The following is a 14,903-nucleotide window of genomic DNA, read 5'->3' on the forward strand; positions in this document are numbered from 1 at the left end:
TCAGTAGCGGCGACGCGTATTGGCTTCACGCGCGGCCTGCGCTTCTTCAACGGAGACCACGCGACGGCCGACCGGCCACAGCGCAATCGCGGCAATTTTGAAGTTGGCGATGCCAACAGGAATGCCGATGATGGTCAGACACTGCACGATACCGGCCGAGATATGCGCCAGACACAGCCACCAGCCGAACAGTATCAGCCAGAAGATGTTGAGGAAGGTGCCGCCGGTATTCATCACATGGCTTTTACTGTCGGGGCGCAGCACATCGACATGCACCGCTTCGTTGCCAAAGGGCAGCAGAGACAGTTTGGTGATTTCCCAGCAGGAGCGCGTTAACGGCAGCGTAAAAATCAGCACGATGCTCACCAGCGTGGCAAACAGCCAGCTGAGGGTGGTGAAAAATCCGCCGAGAATGAAATTCAGAATATTAAGTACGGTACGCATAAACGTGTTTTTCCTTTTGCAATCCGCAATATGTGGCGCCAAGTTTAGCTCTTTTTAAGGCTGGAGCGCCAAGAGTCTGACAGGTAAACTGCGCGATATCGAATTCCACATGACGGTGCGGACATGGAACTGAAAGCAACATCAATGGGTAAACGTCTGGCACAGCATCCCTATAATCGGGTGCGCTTGCTGGCCGCCGGCGTGGAAGTCAGTGGCGATCGCCATGAATATCTGATTCCGTTTAACCAGTTGCTCAACATTGCCTGTAAACGCGGCATGGTATGGGGCGAACTGGAGTTTCTGCTGCCAGACGAGAAAGTTGTGCGCTTGCATGGCACCGAATGGCAGGAAACGCAGCGCTTTTTCCACTATTTGCAGCACGCCTGGCAGCAGTGGAGCCAGGAGATGAGCGAGGTAAGCGCCGAGGTGCTGGTCGCGCTGGAGCAGGAAATCCTCGCCTTCACCCAGCAGGATCGCTGGTTGAAACGCAGTGAGCTGAGTGCGGTAAAAGAGAGTATTACACGCCAGTTTTCAGCCTTGCCGTTACCTCTCGCGCGTATTGCCGAGTTTGAAAACTGTCGTGAGCGCTGGGAATTCTGCCTGCAATGGCTGGAACAGGGCGAAGCGGCCATCCGCCAACGTAATCGCCAATGGACCAGCAAGATCCTTAGCGATTATCACGAATTCTTCTCCACGATTGAAACCACGCCGCTCAATCCATCGCAATGCGAAGCCGTAGTGAATGGCGAAGATGCGCTGCTGGTGCTGGCGGGTGCGGGTAGCGGCAAAACCTCGGTGCTGGTGGCGCGCGCGGGTTGGCTGCTGAAACGCAAGCTGGCGCAAGCGGATCAAATTCTGCTGCTGGCGTTTGGTCGTCAGGCGGCAGAAGAGATGAATGACCGCATTCAAACGCGTCTTGGCGAGAGCGCGATTCAGGCTCGTACCTTTCATGCGCTGGCGCTGCATATCATCCGCGAAGGCAGTAACAAACAGCCGGTGATCAGCAAACTGGAAAGCGACAGCAAGTCGCGGCGGCAGTTGCTGATTGAGACCTGGCGTGAGCAGTGCAATAGCAAGAAAGCGCAGGCCAGCGGCTGGCGTCAATGGTTGCAGGATGAGCTTGAGTGGGAGATTCCCGAAGGTCCGTTTTGGCAGGATGACAAATTGGCGCAGCGTATCGCATCGCGCATGGAGCGCTGGCTGGGTTTGATGCGCATGCACGGCGGCGCGCAGGCGGCAATGATCGCGGATGTGGCAGAAGCGCAGCGCGATAATTTCAGCAAGCGTGTCAAACTGATGGCGCCACTGTTAAAGGCATGGAAAAGCGCGCTGAAAGAGGAGGGCGCGGTCGATTTCTCCGGGCTGATTCATCAGGCGATTGCCATTCTGGAGAAAGGGCGTTTTATCAGCCCGTGGAAGCATATTCTGGTCGATGAGTTTCAGGACATATCACCGCAGCGAGCCGCACTGCTGACGGCGCTGCGTCAGCAAAACAAGCGAACCAGCCTGTACGCGGTGGGCGATGACTGGCAGGCAATTTATCGCTTCAGCGGTGCCGAAATGAGTTTGACCACCGCGTTCCATCACTATTTCGGCGATGGCGATCGATGCGTGCTGGATACCACCTATCGTTTTAACGATCGCATCGGTGAGATTGCCAATCGCTTTGTGCAGCAAAACCCGCATCAGCTGCGCAAGCCCTTGAACAGCTTGAGTAAAGGCAATAAAAAATCGGTGACTTTGCTGCCGCAGGATCAATTGGAAGCGTTGTTCGATAAACTGAGCGGCTATGCCAAACCCGATGAGCGCGTGCTGCTGCTGGCGCGTTACCACCATTTGCGGCCAGCAATCCTCGATAAAGCTAAAACGCGCTGGCCCAAGTTAAAGCTGGATTTCATGACGATTCATGCCAGTAAAGGACAGCAGGCGGATTTCGTGATTGTGTTGGGACTGCATCAGGGACGCGACGGTTTCCCGGCAGAAGCGCGGGAATCTATCATGGAAGAGGGTTTGCTGCCGCAGCCGGAAGATTTCCCGGATGCGGAGGAGCGACGGTTGGCATATGTGGCGATGACGCGCGCGCGCCAGCAGGTGTGGCTGATGTTCGATAAAGATCGGCCTTCGGTATTTGTCGAACACCTGCGCGAATTGGGTGTGCCGCAAAGCCGTAAGGCCTGATGATTAAGGTTTCAGGCGATCGGCGAGATAACGCTGATAATCTGGAATCTGAATCTCAATCTGCTGGGCAAACTTCGGTGACTGGATAATAAAATCTGCGGTGGTGCGGTTATTAGCCACCGGGATATTCCACACCGTGGCGAGGCGCAGCAGCGCTTTGACATCCGGATCGTGTGGCACCGCATTCAGCGGATCCCAGAAGAAAATCAGCACATCAATTTTACCTTCCGAAATCAACGCGCCCACTTGCTGATCGCCGCCCATCGGGCCGCTCAGCATGGCGTTAACATCCAATCCGGTATGACGATTAATGAGATTGCCGGTGGTGCCGGTAGCATACAGCACATGTTGTTGCAGCGTGCTTTGGTTGATTTGCACCCACTCCAGCAGCGAGGCTTTACAGTGGTCGTGTGCAACGAGGGCGATATGTTTCTGAACCTGAAGGGTACGAACGGTCTGCTCCATAGGGCTTCCTGTTTCTTCTCATGCATTATGTGTTAATGCAGGAGTTTACCCTTGGCGTTTCATCACTATCAACTTGTGCGTAAGGTTTTCATCCAGCTAATAAAACGCAGACGTGTGGCGGCATCAAAACGCTTGAACCAGCCTTGCAAAGAGGGGAGATCGCTAACATCCTGCCAGGCGTAATCCAGATTCAACTGCGCCTCGCTGGCGCTCAGCGAATGTAAGGCAAAGCGCGGAACCGAAGCGGCGTGGGCATCACGATTATAAGTCACCATCGCCTTTTCGAAATCGTTATCACCTGGCTTTGGCAAATGGTCGCGCAGACTGGTGATTTCGATTCCGCGCTCATCAATCAGTTGAAAGTTGAGGGTTTTGTCAAAGGTGGTACGTTCGCGACGATTAGTGAGCGCGGGCAAGCGAATCGCCACCGAATGAGCATTGGCGCTAAAAGTGACAATCATCGGCACCGATTGAAAGTGCGCGGCGTCAGCGCCCGGTTTTTCCACACGAAACAGAAATTGATGCTGCCCACGATCCAACTCAAGGCTGCCAGCGCCTTTCAGCAGTGAGCCAGAGATTTTACGCCCGTCCAGCACCAGCAGTTCGATCTCGGGATCGAGCTTGAGAGTGATGGCCTGGCATGAGGCTGATACGAGCAAAAGCAGTAAACCCGTAGCAGTTAAAGACAGCTTCATTTCAACTCCCGGTAGAAGGGGGTAAATCGATTATGTGTAGCAAAGTATTACATTATGGCAGTAAATTTACATTTTTACATATTTATTCGTGCTGCTGCGCAAAGTTCTGGTGCCCGGTAGTTGCAGCCTAATGCGCAATGCCATCTACACTTAAGCGAATGAACCAGGAGAAAAAAGATGAATGATCAAACGATTCGCGATGTGCTGACTAAAACCAAACGTATCGCGTTAGTGGGCGCCAGCGATCGTCCCGATCGCCCGAGCTATGGCGTAATGAAATACTTGCTCGATCAGGGATACGAGGTGATTCCGGTGAGTCCTAAATTGGCGGGACAGCAACTTCTTGGCCAAACCGCCTATGCCACGCTGGCGGATGTACCCGGAAAAGTGGATATGGTGGATGTGTTTCGCAACGCCGAAGCGGCGTGGGGCGTAGCGCAGGAAGCGATCGCCATTGGTGCGGATACGTTGTGGTTACAGCTGGGCGTGATTAATGAGCAGGCGGCGGTGCTGGCACAAGATGCGGGTATGACCGTGATAATGGATCGCTGTCCAAAAATTGAAATTCCTCGGCTGGGGATTAGGCACTAAAACAGAAACGGCGACCTGAGTCGCCGTTTGATTAATGTCTCAGGCTGGGTGCCTGCAGCTGTTGCCGAATTGACGCGGCCAGCTCATCCATTGAAGGTTGTTCGGGGTGTTCGAAGGAGGTTTCCCCCGCCAGCTGAACTTCAGCGACATAGGTATGTACCTGATCGCCTTCTTCATCTTCCATCACCACATGATACCAGGGCGCGGCGCGCAGCGTTTCGCTGGCAGCGACATCATCAACTTCTGGCTCATCAAGCGAAAACTCCGGATCGACATCCACGATAACGCCGAGCACCCCGGAGAGACGATGTCGGACCTGCTGTCCAATTCCAAATTTAGTCGTAATCATTGTGACCTCCCAAAAGACTGCCCTGCATCCAATATGGAGGCAGGGACAGCGTTTTCAAGTCACAGCACGCGGCAGGCAAAACCTTTCAGATAAAGCCCTTCAGGATAGCTGGCGATCACTGGATGGTCGGCTGCCTGACGGAACTGCTCTATAAATTGTACATCACGACCGGCATCCACGGCGGCATCAGCGATGATTTTCTGGAACAAATCGGTTGGCATCAGGCCAGAACAGGAGAAGGTCAGCAACACGCCGCCCGGATTCAACAGCTGAATGGCCAGCATATTGATATCTTTATAGCCGCGACACGCGCCCATCAACTGGTTCTTGTTCTCAACGAACTTCGGCGGATCCATGACGATCAGGTCGAACTTTTCGCCGCTGTCGCGATAACGACGCAGCAGTTTGAACACATCATCACGCACGAACTGGGCGCGCGACACATCAAGACCATTAAGCTCAACGTTCTGTTTCGCCACGTCGAGTGCGTCCTGCGAAGTATCAACGCTGATCACTTCACGGCAGCCGCCCATCAAGGCAGAAACCGCAAAACCACCAGTGTAAGAGAAGCAGTTCAGCACGCGTGCATTTTCTGAGTAGCCACGCGTGGCAAAACGGCTGTCACGCTGATCAAGGTAATAACCGGTTTTATGACCGCCCTGAATATCCACCAGCAGCTTCATGCCGTGTTCAGTAATCGGCAGCAACGGTGGCGGCAGTTCACCCGAAACCGGGCCTTGCGCCAGCTCCAGTCCCTCTTTTTTACGTACCGCCACGTCTGAGCGATCGTAAATAGCACAATCCGGGAAACACTGCTGTAAGGCGGAGACGATGGCCGGACGCTGATATTCGGCACCGGCAGACAAAAGCTGCATCACCAGGAAGTTGCCGAAGCGATCGATGGTGACGCCCGGCATGCCATCGGACTCGCCAGCAATCAGGCGATAGCTGTCCAGCCCATCACGTTTTGCCAGCCAGTCACGCCACACCTGGGCTTGCTCAAAGCGGCGCACGAAGAAGGTGATGTCGATTGACTCATCATGTTGCCAGCTCCAGACGCGTGCGCGAATTTGTGATTGCGGAGAATACGCGGCGCGAGCCAGCCATTTGCCATTGCTGTCACAGACATCAATGGTTTCACCAGACTGGGCTTTACCTTCCATACGTGCAACGGCACCAGAGAACACCCACGGATGGCGGCGGAGCAGGGATTTTTCACGTCCCTTTGCGAGAATCAATCGAACGGTCATAGTTTGCTATGCTTACCTGAAAAAATGAGGCGCCATTTTCCGGCGGATGGCGGCAAATTGCAACGCAAGGTGATGGGAGAACGCAATGGCTACCACATGCTGCAAAATTTGGGTGCACGGCATCGTGCAGGGCGTGGGGTTTCGCTACCACACCCAAGCGCAGGCCAGAGAGTTGAATCTTAACGGTTATGCGCACAATCTGGCGGACGGCAGCGTTGAAGTGCTGGCGTCCGGTGAGGCGCAGCAGGTCGATGCATTGATCAGTTGGCTCAAAGCGGGTGGGCCGCGTAGCGCGCGGGTGGATAAAGTGCTAGTGGAGCCGCATCGGCCCACGCAAATGCCGACCCGATTCACTACCGGCTGATTACAAGCATTTCGCCGGTTTTGGCAATCCGGCAATTTTGGTCGCTTGCTTTGCCGGGCCTTCCGGGAACAGACGGAACAGATAGCGGCTGTTGCCTTTCTCCTCGCCATACTTTTGCGCCATGGCTTTCACCAGCATGCGCACCGCCGGCGACGTATTAAATTCCTGGTAAAAGTTGCGCACAAAGTGCACTACTTCCCAATGCGCGTCACTCATCACGATCGCTTCTTGCTCCGCGATGGCGGCGGCCAGCGGCTCGCTCCAGTCCGCGCTATTTTTCAGATAGCCTTCCGCATCGGTGGCAATCTCTTTACCAGCAAAATTCACAGTCATTCCTCATTGCGTTAATCGACACATTGTAAATTCGCCCGGCCATAAAAAGCAAAAACCCCGCCGAAGCGGGGTTTAATCACTATTGCAGCAGCTTAATCGCGGTTAGCGAAGCCCAGCAGGCTCAGCAGGCTAACAAAGATGTTATACAGCGAAACATACAGGCTCACGGTGGCGCGAATGTAGTTGGTTTCGCCGCCGTGAATGATGTTGCTGGTTTCCCACAGAATGGCACCGGCAGAGAACAGAATGAACAGGGCGCTAATCGCCAGATGCAGCGCAGGCAGTTGCAGGAAGATGTTGGCAACTACCGCCACCAGCAGCACCACAAAGCCGGCCATCATCATGCCACTCAGGAATGACATATCGCGGCGCGTGGTTAGCACATAGGCCGAGCAACCGAAGAACACCAGCGCGGTGCCGCCCAGCGCCATAGCGATCACATCACCCATGCCTGCAGTGAGGAACGAGCTCAGGATTGGACCAAGGCAGTAACCGAGGAAGCCGGTGAAAGCGAAGGCCGCCAGAATACCTGCCGGGCTGTTAGCCAGTTTATGCGTCAGGAACATCAAGCCATAAAAGCCGACCAGCATCAGAATCAGGCCCGGTGAAGGCAAGGCAAACACGGTGCTGAGTGTGGCGGTGACGGCCGAGAAGGCCAGCGTAAAGCCAAGTAACAGATAAGTATTGCGCAGCACCTTGTGGGTGCTGACTAACGATTGCTGCGACGAGCTAAAAATTCTTTCCATCATGCGCTCCTTAAAGAGAGAAACACCAAATATGGCACGAGGATACGCAGCGCCTGAAAGACAGAAAAGGCGTTTTACCCATCTTTACGCGATAAATTGCTGTTTCGCTGAGCAGAATGGCGAAATTGACGCCGAAAAAATAGAATTTGGATGTTTTTCAGCCGAACGATTCATTGCAGGCTTTACATCGTTATGGGGGATGTTTATAGTGCGCCTCATTGCGGAGGGGTGGCCGAGTGGCTTAAGGCAACGGTCTTGAAAACCGTCGATGGGAAACCATCCGAGAGTTCGAATCTCTCCTCCTCCGCCATTCACTCTTGCAGAGTGACGCAACAAAAAAATCCCCGGAGGGATGGCCGAGTGGCTTAAGGCAACGGTCTTGAAAACCGTCGATGGGAAACCATCCCAGAGTTCGAATCTCTGTTCCTCCGCCATATTAAAGAAGCCCGCAGAAATGCGGGCTTTTTGCTTTTCTGCGTTCATAAATTCCGAAAAACATCGCGTTGCTTTTCCATCTGCTGCCGTTCCCCGACGCCACGCGCGTTAACTGCTATATTCCATGCACGGTTTTTTGCAAACATCTGGCGATTTTCCGATGCAAGCTGAGTTACACTGTGCGGTAATTCGCTCTTTGGCGGGCTAATCGTTTGAAAGCCAGAGTGTTTCACTGATGAATTATGGAATAGGCACAATGATCAAGAAACTGAGTCTTTGCGCGTTGTCAGTCATCGCTGCGCTCCCGATGGGCATGTCCGCCTATGCTGCGGATGGAGATATGCAACTCCAGCAGGTGCTGATGTTAAGCCGTCATAACCTGCGTGCGCCGCTCGCCAACAACGGCAGCGTACTGGAACAATCCACCAAAAAGAGCTGGCCGCAGTGGGATGTCGCGGGCGGTGAGCTCACCACCAAAGGTGGCGTGCTGGAAGTCTACATGGGGAATTATACCCGTCAGTGGCTGGCACAGCAGGGCTTAGTCCAGAACGGGACTTGCCCGGACAGCAGCAACATCTTTGTCTACGCCAACAGCCTTCAGCGCACCGTGGCGACCGCGCAGTACTTTATCACTGGCGCCTTCCCTGGCTGTGATATCGCGGTCACGCATCAGGATGCGATGGGCACCATGGATCCGATCTTCAATCCGGTCGTCACCGACGGCAGCGATGAATTCAACAAGAAAGCCTTGGCTGCTATGACCGCCGCCAATGAAAAGCTGGCACTGAAGCCTGCCTTCCAGCATCTGGAAAAAATCGTCGATTACAAATCTGCCCCGGCCTGTAACGGCAAAAAGCAGTGTGATTTGAGCAGCGGCGATAACACTTTCAGCGCGGATAACGGTAAAGAGCCGAACGTAAGCGGTCCGCTGAAAATCGGCAACTCCCTGGTGGATGCGTTTACGCTGCAATATTACGAAGGTTTCCCGGCCGATCAGGTTGCCTGGGGCCAGATCAAAACGCCTGAACAGTGGAAAGAGCTGGCGTCGATCAAAAACGGTTATCAGGATGCGCTGTTCGCCTCTCCTGAAGTGGCGCGCGAAGTGGCCGCACCGCTGGTGGATTACATCCGCAGCCAGTTAGTCGATCAGGATAAAGCCAACGCGCCAAAAGTGACGCTGATGGTTGGTCATGATTCCAACATCGCCTCCTTACTCAGCGCGCTGCAGGTTAAGCCTTATGAACTGCCGGGCAACGATGAGAAAACGCCGATTGGCGGCCAGGTAGTATTCGAACGCTGGCACGATGTGAAGAACAACAAAGATCTGCTGAAAATTGAGTACGTCTATCAAACGGCCGATCAGCTGCGCGATGCCGATGTGCTGAGCCTGAAAAATCCACCGAAGCGCGTCACGCTGCAACTGGCGGGCTGTGAAACGGATGCCAACGGCTACTGCAGTTGGGATCAATTCACCGGCGCATTGAACGGTGCTCTGCAAGGTACGCCACTGCAGCCTGCTGCGGCACCGGCTGCGGCAGAACAGCCAGCACCTGCGGCCGCAGCACCAGCCGCAGATGACGCTAAGCAGAAAGCCGATCAGACTGCTGCGGATAAAGCAGCCGCAGACAAAGCAGCAGCGGATAAAGCCGCAGCACAGAAGGCTGCAGACGCGAAAGCGGCTGAAGAGAAAGTGAAGGCGGATAAAGCGGCCGCGCAGAAAGCGGCAGACGAGAAAGCCAAAGCGGAGAAAGCCACTGCCCAGAAAGCAGCGGATGACAAAGCCAAGGCTGATGCGGCAGCGGCACAGAAAGCGCAAGCCGATGCAACGCCGGCCAAATCAGAAGAGCCAGCCAAAGCAGCGACCAGTAACTGAGTTTGCTGCTCAAAGAAAACCCCGCCGCGGCGGGGTTTTTTGTGCCTGTTAACCGGCGACGACCACTAATTTTTGGTTGGCGAACTCTTTAATCCCCAGATCCGATAACTCACGTCCGTATCCGGAACGCTTCACGCCACCAAACGGCAGTTCTGCGGAGGTATCGCTCTGCGAATTGATAAACACCATGCCGGTTTCAATCTGCGATGCCATCTTACGGCCGCGCGCAATGTCTTTGGTCCAGACTGAACCGCCCAGGCCGTAATTTGAATCATTCGCCAGTGCCACAGCGGCACGATCGTCCGCCACCACATACACCTGTGCTACCGGGCCAAAGAACTCCTGATAGTAAGCAGGATTGTCTGGCGTCAGACCAGTGAGCACCGTTGGCTGGTAATAGCAGCCGACGCCATCAATGGCGCGTCCACCAAACTCCACGCGCGCGCCATTTTGCACCGCTTCCTCAACCTGCTTCACTAAACGATCGCGCGCATCTTTTGAAGAGAGCGGGCCAAGCGTGGTTTTCTCATCAAGCGGATCGCCCGGCGTGGCAGATTGCAGAGCCGCGCTGAATTTGGCAATAAATGTATCGGCAATTTTCTCATGCAAAATAAAGCGCTTGGCGGCGGTACAGACCTGGCCGCAGTTACTGAGACGAGCTTGCGCACCCTGACGTACCGCTTCATCGATATCGGCATCGTCCAGCACCACAAACACATCGTTACCGCCCAGCTCCAGCGTCGATTTCTTCAAGTGTTTACCGGCCTGTTCCGCCACGGCGCTACCGGCGCGTTCGGAACCCGTCAGCGCCACGCCTTGCACGCGCGGATCGGCAATCAAATCCGCGACTTGATCGGTGGAGATAAACAGGTTGGTCCATGCGCCTTTTGGCGCACCGGCTTCTTCTACCAGCTTTTCAAACACATCGGCGCAGTGCGGCACGATATTGGCGTGTTTCGCCAGCACCGGATTGCCGAGCGCCAGGTTTGGCGCCAGCACACGCATCAGCTGATAGTAAGGGAAGTTCCACGGCTCGACCGCGACGATCACGCCAATCGGATGGTACTCAAGCCAGGCATCGCCCACATCGCTGGCGTAGGGTTGCGGCTGTAAAAATGTCGCAGCATGTTCAGCGTAGTAGCGGGCGATCTGCGAACAGATTTTCACTTCACCACGGCTCTGGCCAATCAGTTTGCCCATTTCTTTACTGGCGATGGTCGCCAGCTCTTCTGCCCGTTGGTCAATCAAATCGGCTAAACGGTGCAGCACCTGCAGACGCGGTTGAATATCGCCTTTACTCCACGCGGAATGATAAAGCGCATCTGCGGTTTCCAGCGCCTGTTGTGCATAGGCATCATCGTGCTCGTTCCACGCTTTTAGCAGTTGGTTATTGGCTGGATTGATACTTTGATAGGCTGACATACAAGGCTCCTTGGTGATGTAAAGGTAACAAAGGCGGGACAATGCCCGCCTGCAATTCAAACGTTTTTGCGCTCGACCGTTTTATCGTCCCAGGTTAGAACATCCTGGTCGGTCTTTTTGAAGGCGCGAATCAGCACTTCATCGCTGCCTTGCTGGCTCCAGATCTGCTCGGCTAAACGTTCGTCGTAATTGGCTACCTCAAAAATGGCTTCAGCGATTTCGCGTGAAGTGTGGCGCAGTGATGCCCATTCGCCTACGTGATGCTCTTTCGACTGTTCTGTTGTCATGAAGGTCTCCTGTTGTGGATTTTATCCCTGTAGCTTTACCGCCAGTCCGGCGACGTGTTGGCCCTGAAAACGGGCAATATCCAGTTCTTCCGCCGAAGGTTGACGTGATCCATCTCCGCCCGCCAGCGTGGTGGCGCCGTAGGGCGTTCCGCCGCGTACGTGGGAGATGTCGAAGAGTTCTTTAGTGCCATAACCGATGGGAACAATCACCATGCCGTGATGGGCGAGGGTGGTCCAGACGGAAGTGATGGTTTGCTCCTGGCCGCCGCCGGTACCGGTGGAAGCAAAGACGCTGGCGATTTTGCCGTACAGCGCGCCCGAAGCCCACAGGCCGCCAGTGCGATCCCAGAAGTTACGCATCTGCCCCGCCATGTTGCCGAAGCGCGTGGGCGTGCCAACGATGATGGCATCGTACTGCGGCAAATCTTCCGGTTTCGCTTCAGGCGCGGCTTGGTTCACTTTGCCGCCAACCTGGGCGAAACGCTCGGCATCCATGCTTTCCGGCACGCGCAATATCGTAACTTCCGCGCCGCTCACGCTCTTTGCACCGTCGGCCACGGCTTGCGCCATGGTTTCAATATGTCCGTACATCGAATAATAGAGCACCAAAATCTTTGCCATGATTTTCATCCTGCTGGGGTGGTGAGTAATCAAAAGTATAGAAGAGCCTGCGCAGGCTGCTGTACAGAGGTTAAGCAGGTGCCAATAAGTGTCGGCTAACTGCTTGTAACGCGGCGGTAAATTTGCTTTTTCGCAGTGAAATGAGTGAATTATCTGTTTCAAATTGTGAATATCAGGCCGAAATCACCGCTACGGTGTCTATTATTTAATCAGGTGTGCGGAATATCCGCCGCCAGGCTTTTCACGGCAGCATCGTGATAAGCCCCTAATCTGGATGCTCAATCCGTGGAGGAAATGATGGCCGAACATCGTGGAGGATCAGGCAATTTCGCAGAGGACCGTGAAAGGGCCGCAGAAGCGGGTCGCAAAGGCGGCAAAAACAGCGGGGGTAATTTTAGAAACGACCCACAGCGCGCGTCTGTAGCCGGTGAAAAAGGGGGACGCAGCCGCGGCAAGAAATAGCGCGACTGACCGTTAATCCCCGGCCGCCGGGTTCGCCCGGCGGTGACAGGCATTGCAATTTCCCCGCTCTCTGAGCAAACTGACCGCCAACTGATTATTCTGGTGCGTTATGTCCGCTTCTTCTTCTCGTCTCAGCCTGCGTATTTCGCGTCAGGAGTTGGTGCTCATATTTATTACCATGGTTTGGGGTGGCACTTTTTTGGTGGTACACCGGGCGATGGCCCATTCCGGTCCGTTCTTTTTTGTGGGATTACGTTTTGCTACGGCATCGCTGCTGCTGGCCTTTTTCTTCCGTCGTTATCTCAAGCAAGTGACCTGGATGGAAATCAAAGCCGGGGCGCTGATTGGCCTGTCGATTGCCGGCGGCTACGGTCTGCAAACCTGGGGCATGCAAACCATTTCCAGCAGTCAGTCGGCGTTTATCACCGCGCTCTACGTGCCGGTGGTGCCGCTGCTGCAATGGTTATTCCTGCGCCGTCCGCCGGGATTGATGGCGTGGCTGGGCATTTTGCTGGCGTTTACCGGTTTAGTGCTGGTGGCGGGTCCGCAGGATGGCAGTTTGACGCTGAATGCCGGTGAAATCGCTACCTTACTGAGCACGCTGGCAATCGCGGCGGAGATCATCCTGATCAGCCGTTATGCCGGAAAGGTCGATGTGCGCCGCGTCACGCTGATTCAGCTGATGGTGGCATCGGCCTGCGCCTTTGTTCTGATGATTCCGAATGGCGAATCGGTTCCTGCCATGTCAACGCCGTTGCTGCTGAGCGCGTTGGGTCTGGGCGCGGCCAGCGCCTTGATTCAGGTGACGATGAACTGGGCGCAACGCAGCGTTTCACCGACGCGTGCCACGGTGATTTACGCCGGTGAACCGGTGTGGGCGGGCGTGGTAGGGCGTTTGGCGGGCGAGCGTCTACCTGCTGCTGCGCTGCTGGGCGCGGCCTTGATTGTTTGTGGGGTGATCGTCAGCGAGTTGCGTATTCGTCGCAAGAAAGCGGTGCCCGATCAGGCACCGCTCGAGCCTTAAGGATGTTGCCGTGCCGCCTGGTTCGCCAGCGCGGCGCCGCGACGTTGTAAAATCGCGTTAAGGATGATGGCGCCAAAGGTGGCGGTGCCGATGCCGCCAAGGGTGAAGCTGCCAATCTTCAGGGCAAAATCACCGGCGCCCAGCACCAGCGTGGTCGCCACCATGATCAAATTGCCATTCTGATTAAAATCCACATGGTTCTGCACCCAAATGCGTGCGCCTGCCACCGCAATCAAACCAAATACTACAATCGATGCGCCACCAATCACCGGACCGGGAATGGTGTGGATCAGCGCGCCAAATTTCGGTGAGAAGCCAAGCACCAAAGCGATCGCCGCGGCGGCCACGAAGGCCAGCGTTGAGTAGACTTTGGTTACCGCCATCACACCGATATTTTCCGCGTAGGTGGTGACACCGCTGCCGCCGATTGAGCCCGACAGCATGGTTGCCAGACCGTCACCGACAAAGGCGCGGCCCATCCAGGGATCGAGATTGCGCCCGGTCATGCCCGCCACGGCTTTAATGTGCCCGAGGTTTTCCGCCACCAGAATGATCGCCACAGGCGCGATCATTACGATGGCCTGCATATCAAAGATGGGTGCGGTGGTGTGCGGCAGGCCAAACCACGGTGCGTTGGCAAGGCCGCTGAAATCCACGGGTTTGCCGAAGCCCATCACGTTGGTTAGCAGTGCATAGATGGCCCACGCAACAATCAGACCGACCAGAATCAGCAGGCGTTGGATCATCCCGCGCGTGAATACCGCCACCAGACCAATGCACAGCACCGTCATCACTGCCATCCAGCTGTCAAACATCGAGCCGGATACACCGTGCACCGCAATTGGCGCCAGGTTCAGACCAATCGCCATCACCACCGCGCCCGTGACCACCGGCGGCATCAGACGCTCGATCCAGCCGGTGCCGACCTTCATCACGATCAGGCCAATCAGCGTATAGAGCGCGCCGCAGGCAATCACGCCGCCCAGCGCCAGCGCCAGGTTGGGGTTGAGTCCCTGACCGTTAAAGCCGGTTACCGCGATGATTACGCCGACAAACGCCGCGCTGGATCCGAGATAACTGGGTACGCGCCCGCCGGTGACCAGGAAGAACAGCAGCGTACCGATGCCCGAAACCAGAATCGCCAGATTGGGGTCCAGTCCCATCAGCAACGGCATCAGCACCGTTGCGCCAAACATTGCTACAGCATGCTGCAGGCCAAGCACGACCGTCTGCGCAAACGGCAGCGTTTCGTCCGGCGCAATCAGCCCATCATCGGTCATGGCTGACTTTTTCTGCCAGCGGGGGAACCAGGAACTCGCCATCGTCATCTCCAGGGTGTCAGTGAAAGCGGGCCGCACAAGGCG

General features: G+C 55.4%; 17 protein-coding genes and 2 tRNA genes. 8 read left to right on the top strand and 11 right to left on the bottom strand.

What is annotated here, in order from left to right:
- Positions 1 to 444, bottom strand: coding sequence for a YccF domain-containing protein (locus tag K5Y32_RS02970; RefSeq protein ID WP_222181757.1), 444 nt, complete (start codon positions 442 to 444; stop codon positions 1 to 3).
- Between the two features lie 123 nt (positions 445 to 567).
- Between K5Y32_RS02970 and helD the strand changes: the two genes are divergently transcribed.
- Positions 568 to 2,622, top strand: a complete 2,055-nt coding sequence (helD, locus tag K5Y32_RS02975) for a DNA helicase IV (RefSeq protein ID WP_222181758.1) — start codon at positions 568 to 570, stop codon at positions 2,620 to 2,622.
- A gap of 3 nt (positions 2,623 to 2,625) precedes the next feature.
- Here helD and K5Y32_RS02980 read toward each other — a convergent pair whose 3' ends face one another.
- Together K5Y32_RS02980 and K5Y32_RS02985 are read right to left on the bottom strand one after the other, a co-directional pair.
- Positions 2,626 to 3,087 carry a methylglyoxal synthase gene (locus K5Y32_RS02980; protein WP_176970840.1) on the bottom strand — a complete coding sequence of 154 codons (462 nt, stop codon included), beginning with the start codon at positions 3,085 to 3,087 and terminating at the stop codon, positions 2,626 to 2,628.
- Positions 3,088 to 3,155: 68 nt separating this feature from the next.
- Positions 3,156 to 3,782 (bottom strand): DUF2057 family protein, encoded by a 627-nt coding sequence (locus K5Y32_RS02985; protein WP_222181759.1) that lies wholly within the window; start codon positions 3,780 to 3,782, stop codon positions 3,156 to 3,158.
- A 177-nt stretch (positions 3,783 to 3,959) separates the two neighbouring features.
- Between K5Y32_RS02985 and K5Y32_RS02990 the strand changes: the two genes are divergently transcribed.
- Positions 3,960 to 4,373, top strand: a complete 414-nt coding sequence (locus K5Y32_RS02990) for a CoA-binding protein (RefSeq protein ID WP_101760915.1) — start codon at positions 3,960 to 3,962, stop codon at positions 4,371 to 4,373.
- Positions 4,374 to 4,404: 31 nt separating this feature from the next.
- Here K5Y32_RS02990 and hspQ read toward each other — a convergent pair whose 3' ends face one another.
- Positions 4,405 to 4,722: a heat shock protein HspQ gene (gene hspQ / locus K5Y32_RS02995; RefSeq protein ID WP_008101422.1), complete on the bottom strand. Its 318-nt coding sequence runs from the start codon at positions 4,720 to 4,722 to the stop codon at positions 4,405 to 4,407.
- A 59-nt stretch (positions 4,723 to 4,781) separates the two neighbouring features.
- Positions 4,782 to 5,972 (bottom strand): 23S rRNA (cytosine(1962)-C(5))-methyltransferase RlmI, encoded by a 1,191-nt coding sequence (gene rlmI, locus K5Y32_RS03000; protein WP_222181760.1) that lies wholly within the window; start codon positions 5,970 to 5,972, stop codon positions 4,782 to 4,784.
- Between the two features lie 85 nt (positions 5,973 to 6,057).
- Between rlmI and yccX the strand changes: the two genes are divergently transcribed.
- Positions 6,058 to 6,336, top strand: a complete 279-nt coding sequence (gene yccX / locus K5Y32_RS03005) for an acylphosphatase (protein WP_222181761.1) — start codon at positions 6,058 to 6,060, stop codon at positions 6,334 to 6,336.
- Here the strand turns inward: yccX and tusE are convergent, their stop codons facing one another.
- Both tusE and yccA read right to left on the bottom strand, forming a co-directional pair.
- On the bottom strand, positions 6,337 to 6,663 hold the full coding sequence (gene tusE / locus K5Y32_RS03010; protein ID WP_101761038.1) for a sulfurtransferase TusE: 327 nt from the start codon (positions 6,661 to 6,663) through the stop codon (positions 6,337 to 6,339).
- 98 nt (positions 6,664 to 6,761) lie between these two features.
- The gene (gene yccA / locus K5Y32_RS03015; RefSeq protein ID WP_007887332.1) at positions 6,762 to 7,415 is read right to left on the bottom strand and encodes an FtsH protease modulator YccA; all 654 of its coding nucleotides are present in this window, start codon (positions 7,413 to 7,415) and stop codon (positions 6,762 to 6,764) included.
- A gap of 222 nt (positions 7,416 to 7,637) precedes the next feature.
- Here yccA and K5Y32_RS03020 point away from each other — a divergent pair.
- From K5Y32_RS03020 to agp, 3 genes are all read left to right on the top strand, one after another.
- Positions 7,638 to 7,725: transfer RNA gene (locus K5Y32_RS03020), tRNA-Ser, on the top strand.
- 36 nt (positions 7,726 to 7,761) lie between these two features.
- Positions 7,762 to 7,849: transfer RNA gene (locus K5Y32_RS03025), tRNA-Ser, on the top strand.
- Positions 7,850 to 8,106: 257 nt separating this feature from the next.
- Positions 8,107 to 9,723, top strand: coding sequence for a bifunctional glucose-1-phosphatase/inositol phosphatase (gene agp, locus K5Y32_RS03030; RefSeq protein WP_222181762.1), 1,617 nt, complete (start codon positions 8,107 to 8,109; stop codon positions 9,721 to 9,723).
- A gap of 48 nt (positions 9,724 to 9,771) precedes the next feature.
- Here agp and K5Y32_RS03035 read toward each other — a convergent pair whose 3' ends face one another.
- The 3 genes from K5Y32_RS03035 to wrbA are packed head-to-tail and all read right to left on the bottom strand — an operon-like array spanning position 9,772 to position 12,053.
- The gene (locus K5Y32_RS03035; RefSeq protein ID WP_222181763.1) at positions 9,772 to 11,145 is read right to left on the bottom strand and encodes an NAD-dependent succinate-semialdehyde dehydrogenase; all 1,374 of its coding nucleotides are present in this window, start codon (positions 11,143 to 11,145) and stop codon (positions 9,772 to 9,774) included.
- 56 nt (positions 11,146 to 11,201) lie between these two features.
- Complete coding sequence (locus tag K5Y32_RS03040; RefSeq protein ID WP_007887329.1) at positions 11,202 to 11,432, bottom strand: YccJ family protein; 231 nt, start codon at positions 11,430 to 11,432, stop codon at positions 11,202 to 11,204.
- A gap of 21 nt (positions 11,433 to 11,453) precedes the next feature.
- Entirely contained in the window at positions 11,454 to 12,053 is a 600-nt protein-coding gene (gene wrbA / locus K5Y32_RS03045) for an NAD(P)H:quinone oxidoreductase (RefSeq protein ID WP_222181764.1), read from the bottom strand.
- 297 nt (positions 12,054 to 12,350) lie between these two features.
- Here wrbA and K5Y32_RS03050 point away from each other — a divergent pair, with 297 nt between their 5' ends.
- Positions 12,351 to 12,515, top strand: coding sequence for a general stress protein (locus K5Y32_RS03050; RefSeq protein ID WP_061717065.1), 165 nt, complete (start codon positions 12,351 to 12,353; stop codon positions 12,513 to 12,515).
- Between the two features lie 109 nt (positions 12,516 to 12,624).
- Positions 12,625 to 13,539, top strand: a complete 915-nt coding sequence (locus K5Y32_RS03055) for a DMT family transporter (protein ID WP_222181765.1) — start codon at positions 12,625 to 12,627, stop codon at positions 13,537 to 13,539.
- Here the strand turns inward: K5Y32_RS03055 and rutG are convergent.
- Positions 13,536 to 14,861, bottom strand: coding sequence for a pyrimidine utilization transport protein G (gene rutG / locus K5Y32_RS03060; protein ID WP_137385526.1), 1,326 nt, complete (start codon positions 14,859 to 14,861; stop codon positions 13,536 to 13,538). The genes K5Y32_RS03055 and rutG overlap by 4 nt on opposite strands.
- Positions 14,862 to 14,903 lie beyond the last annotated feature (42 nt).

It is taken from the genome of Pantoea sp. DY-15 (assembly GCF_019795935.1).
Lineage (GTDB): Bacteria > Pseudomonadota > Gammaproteobacteria > Enterobacterales > Enterobacteriaceae > Pantoea > Pantoea leporis.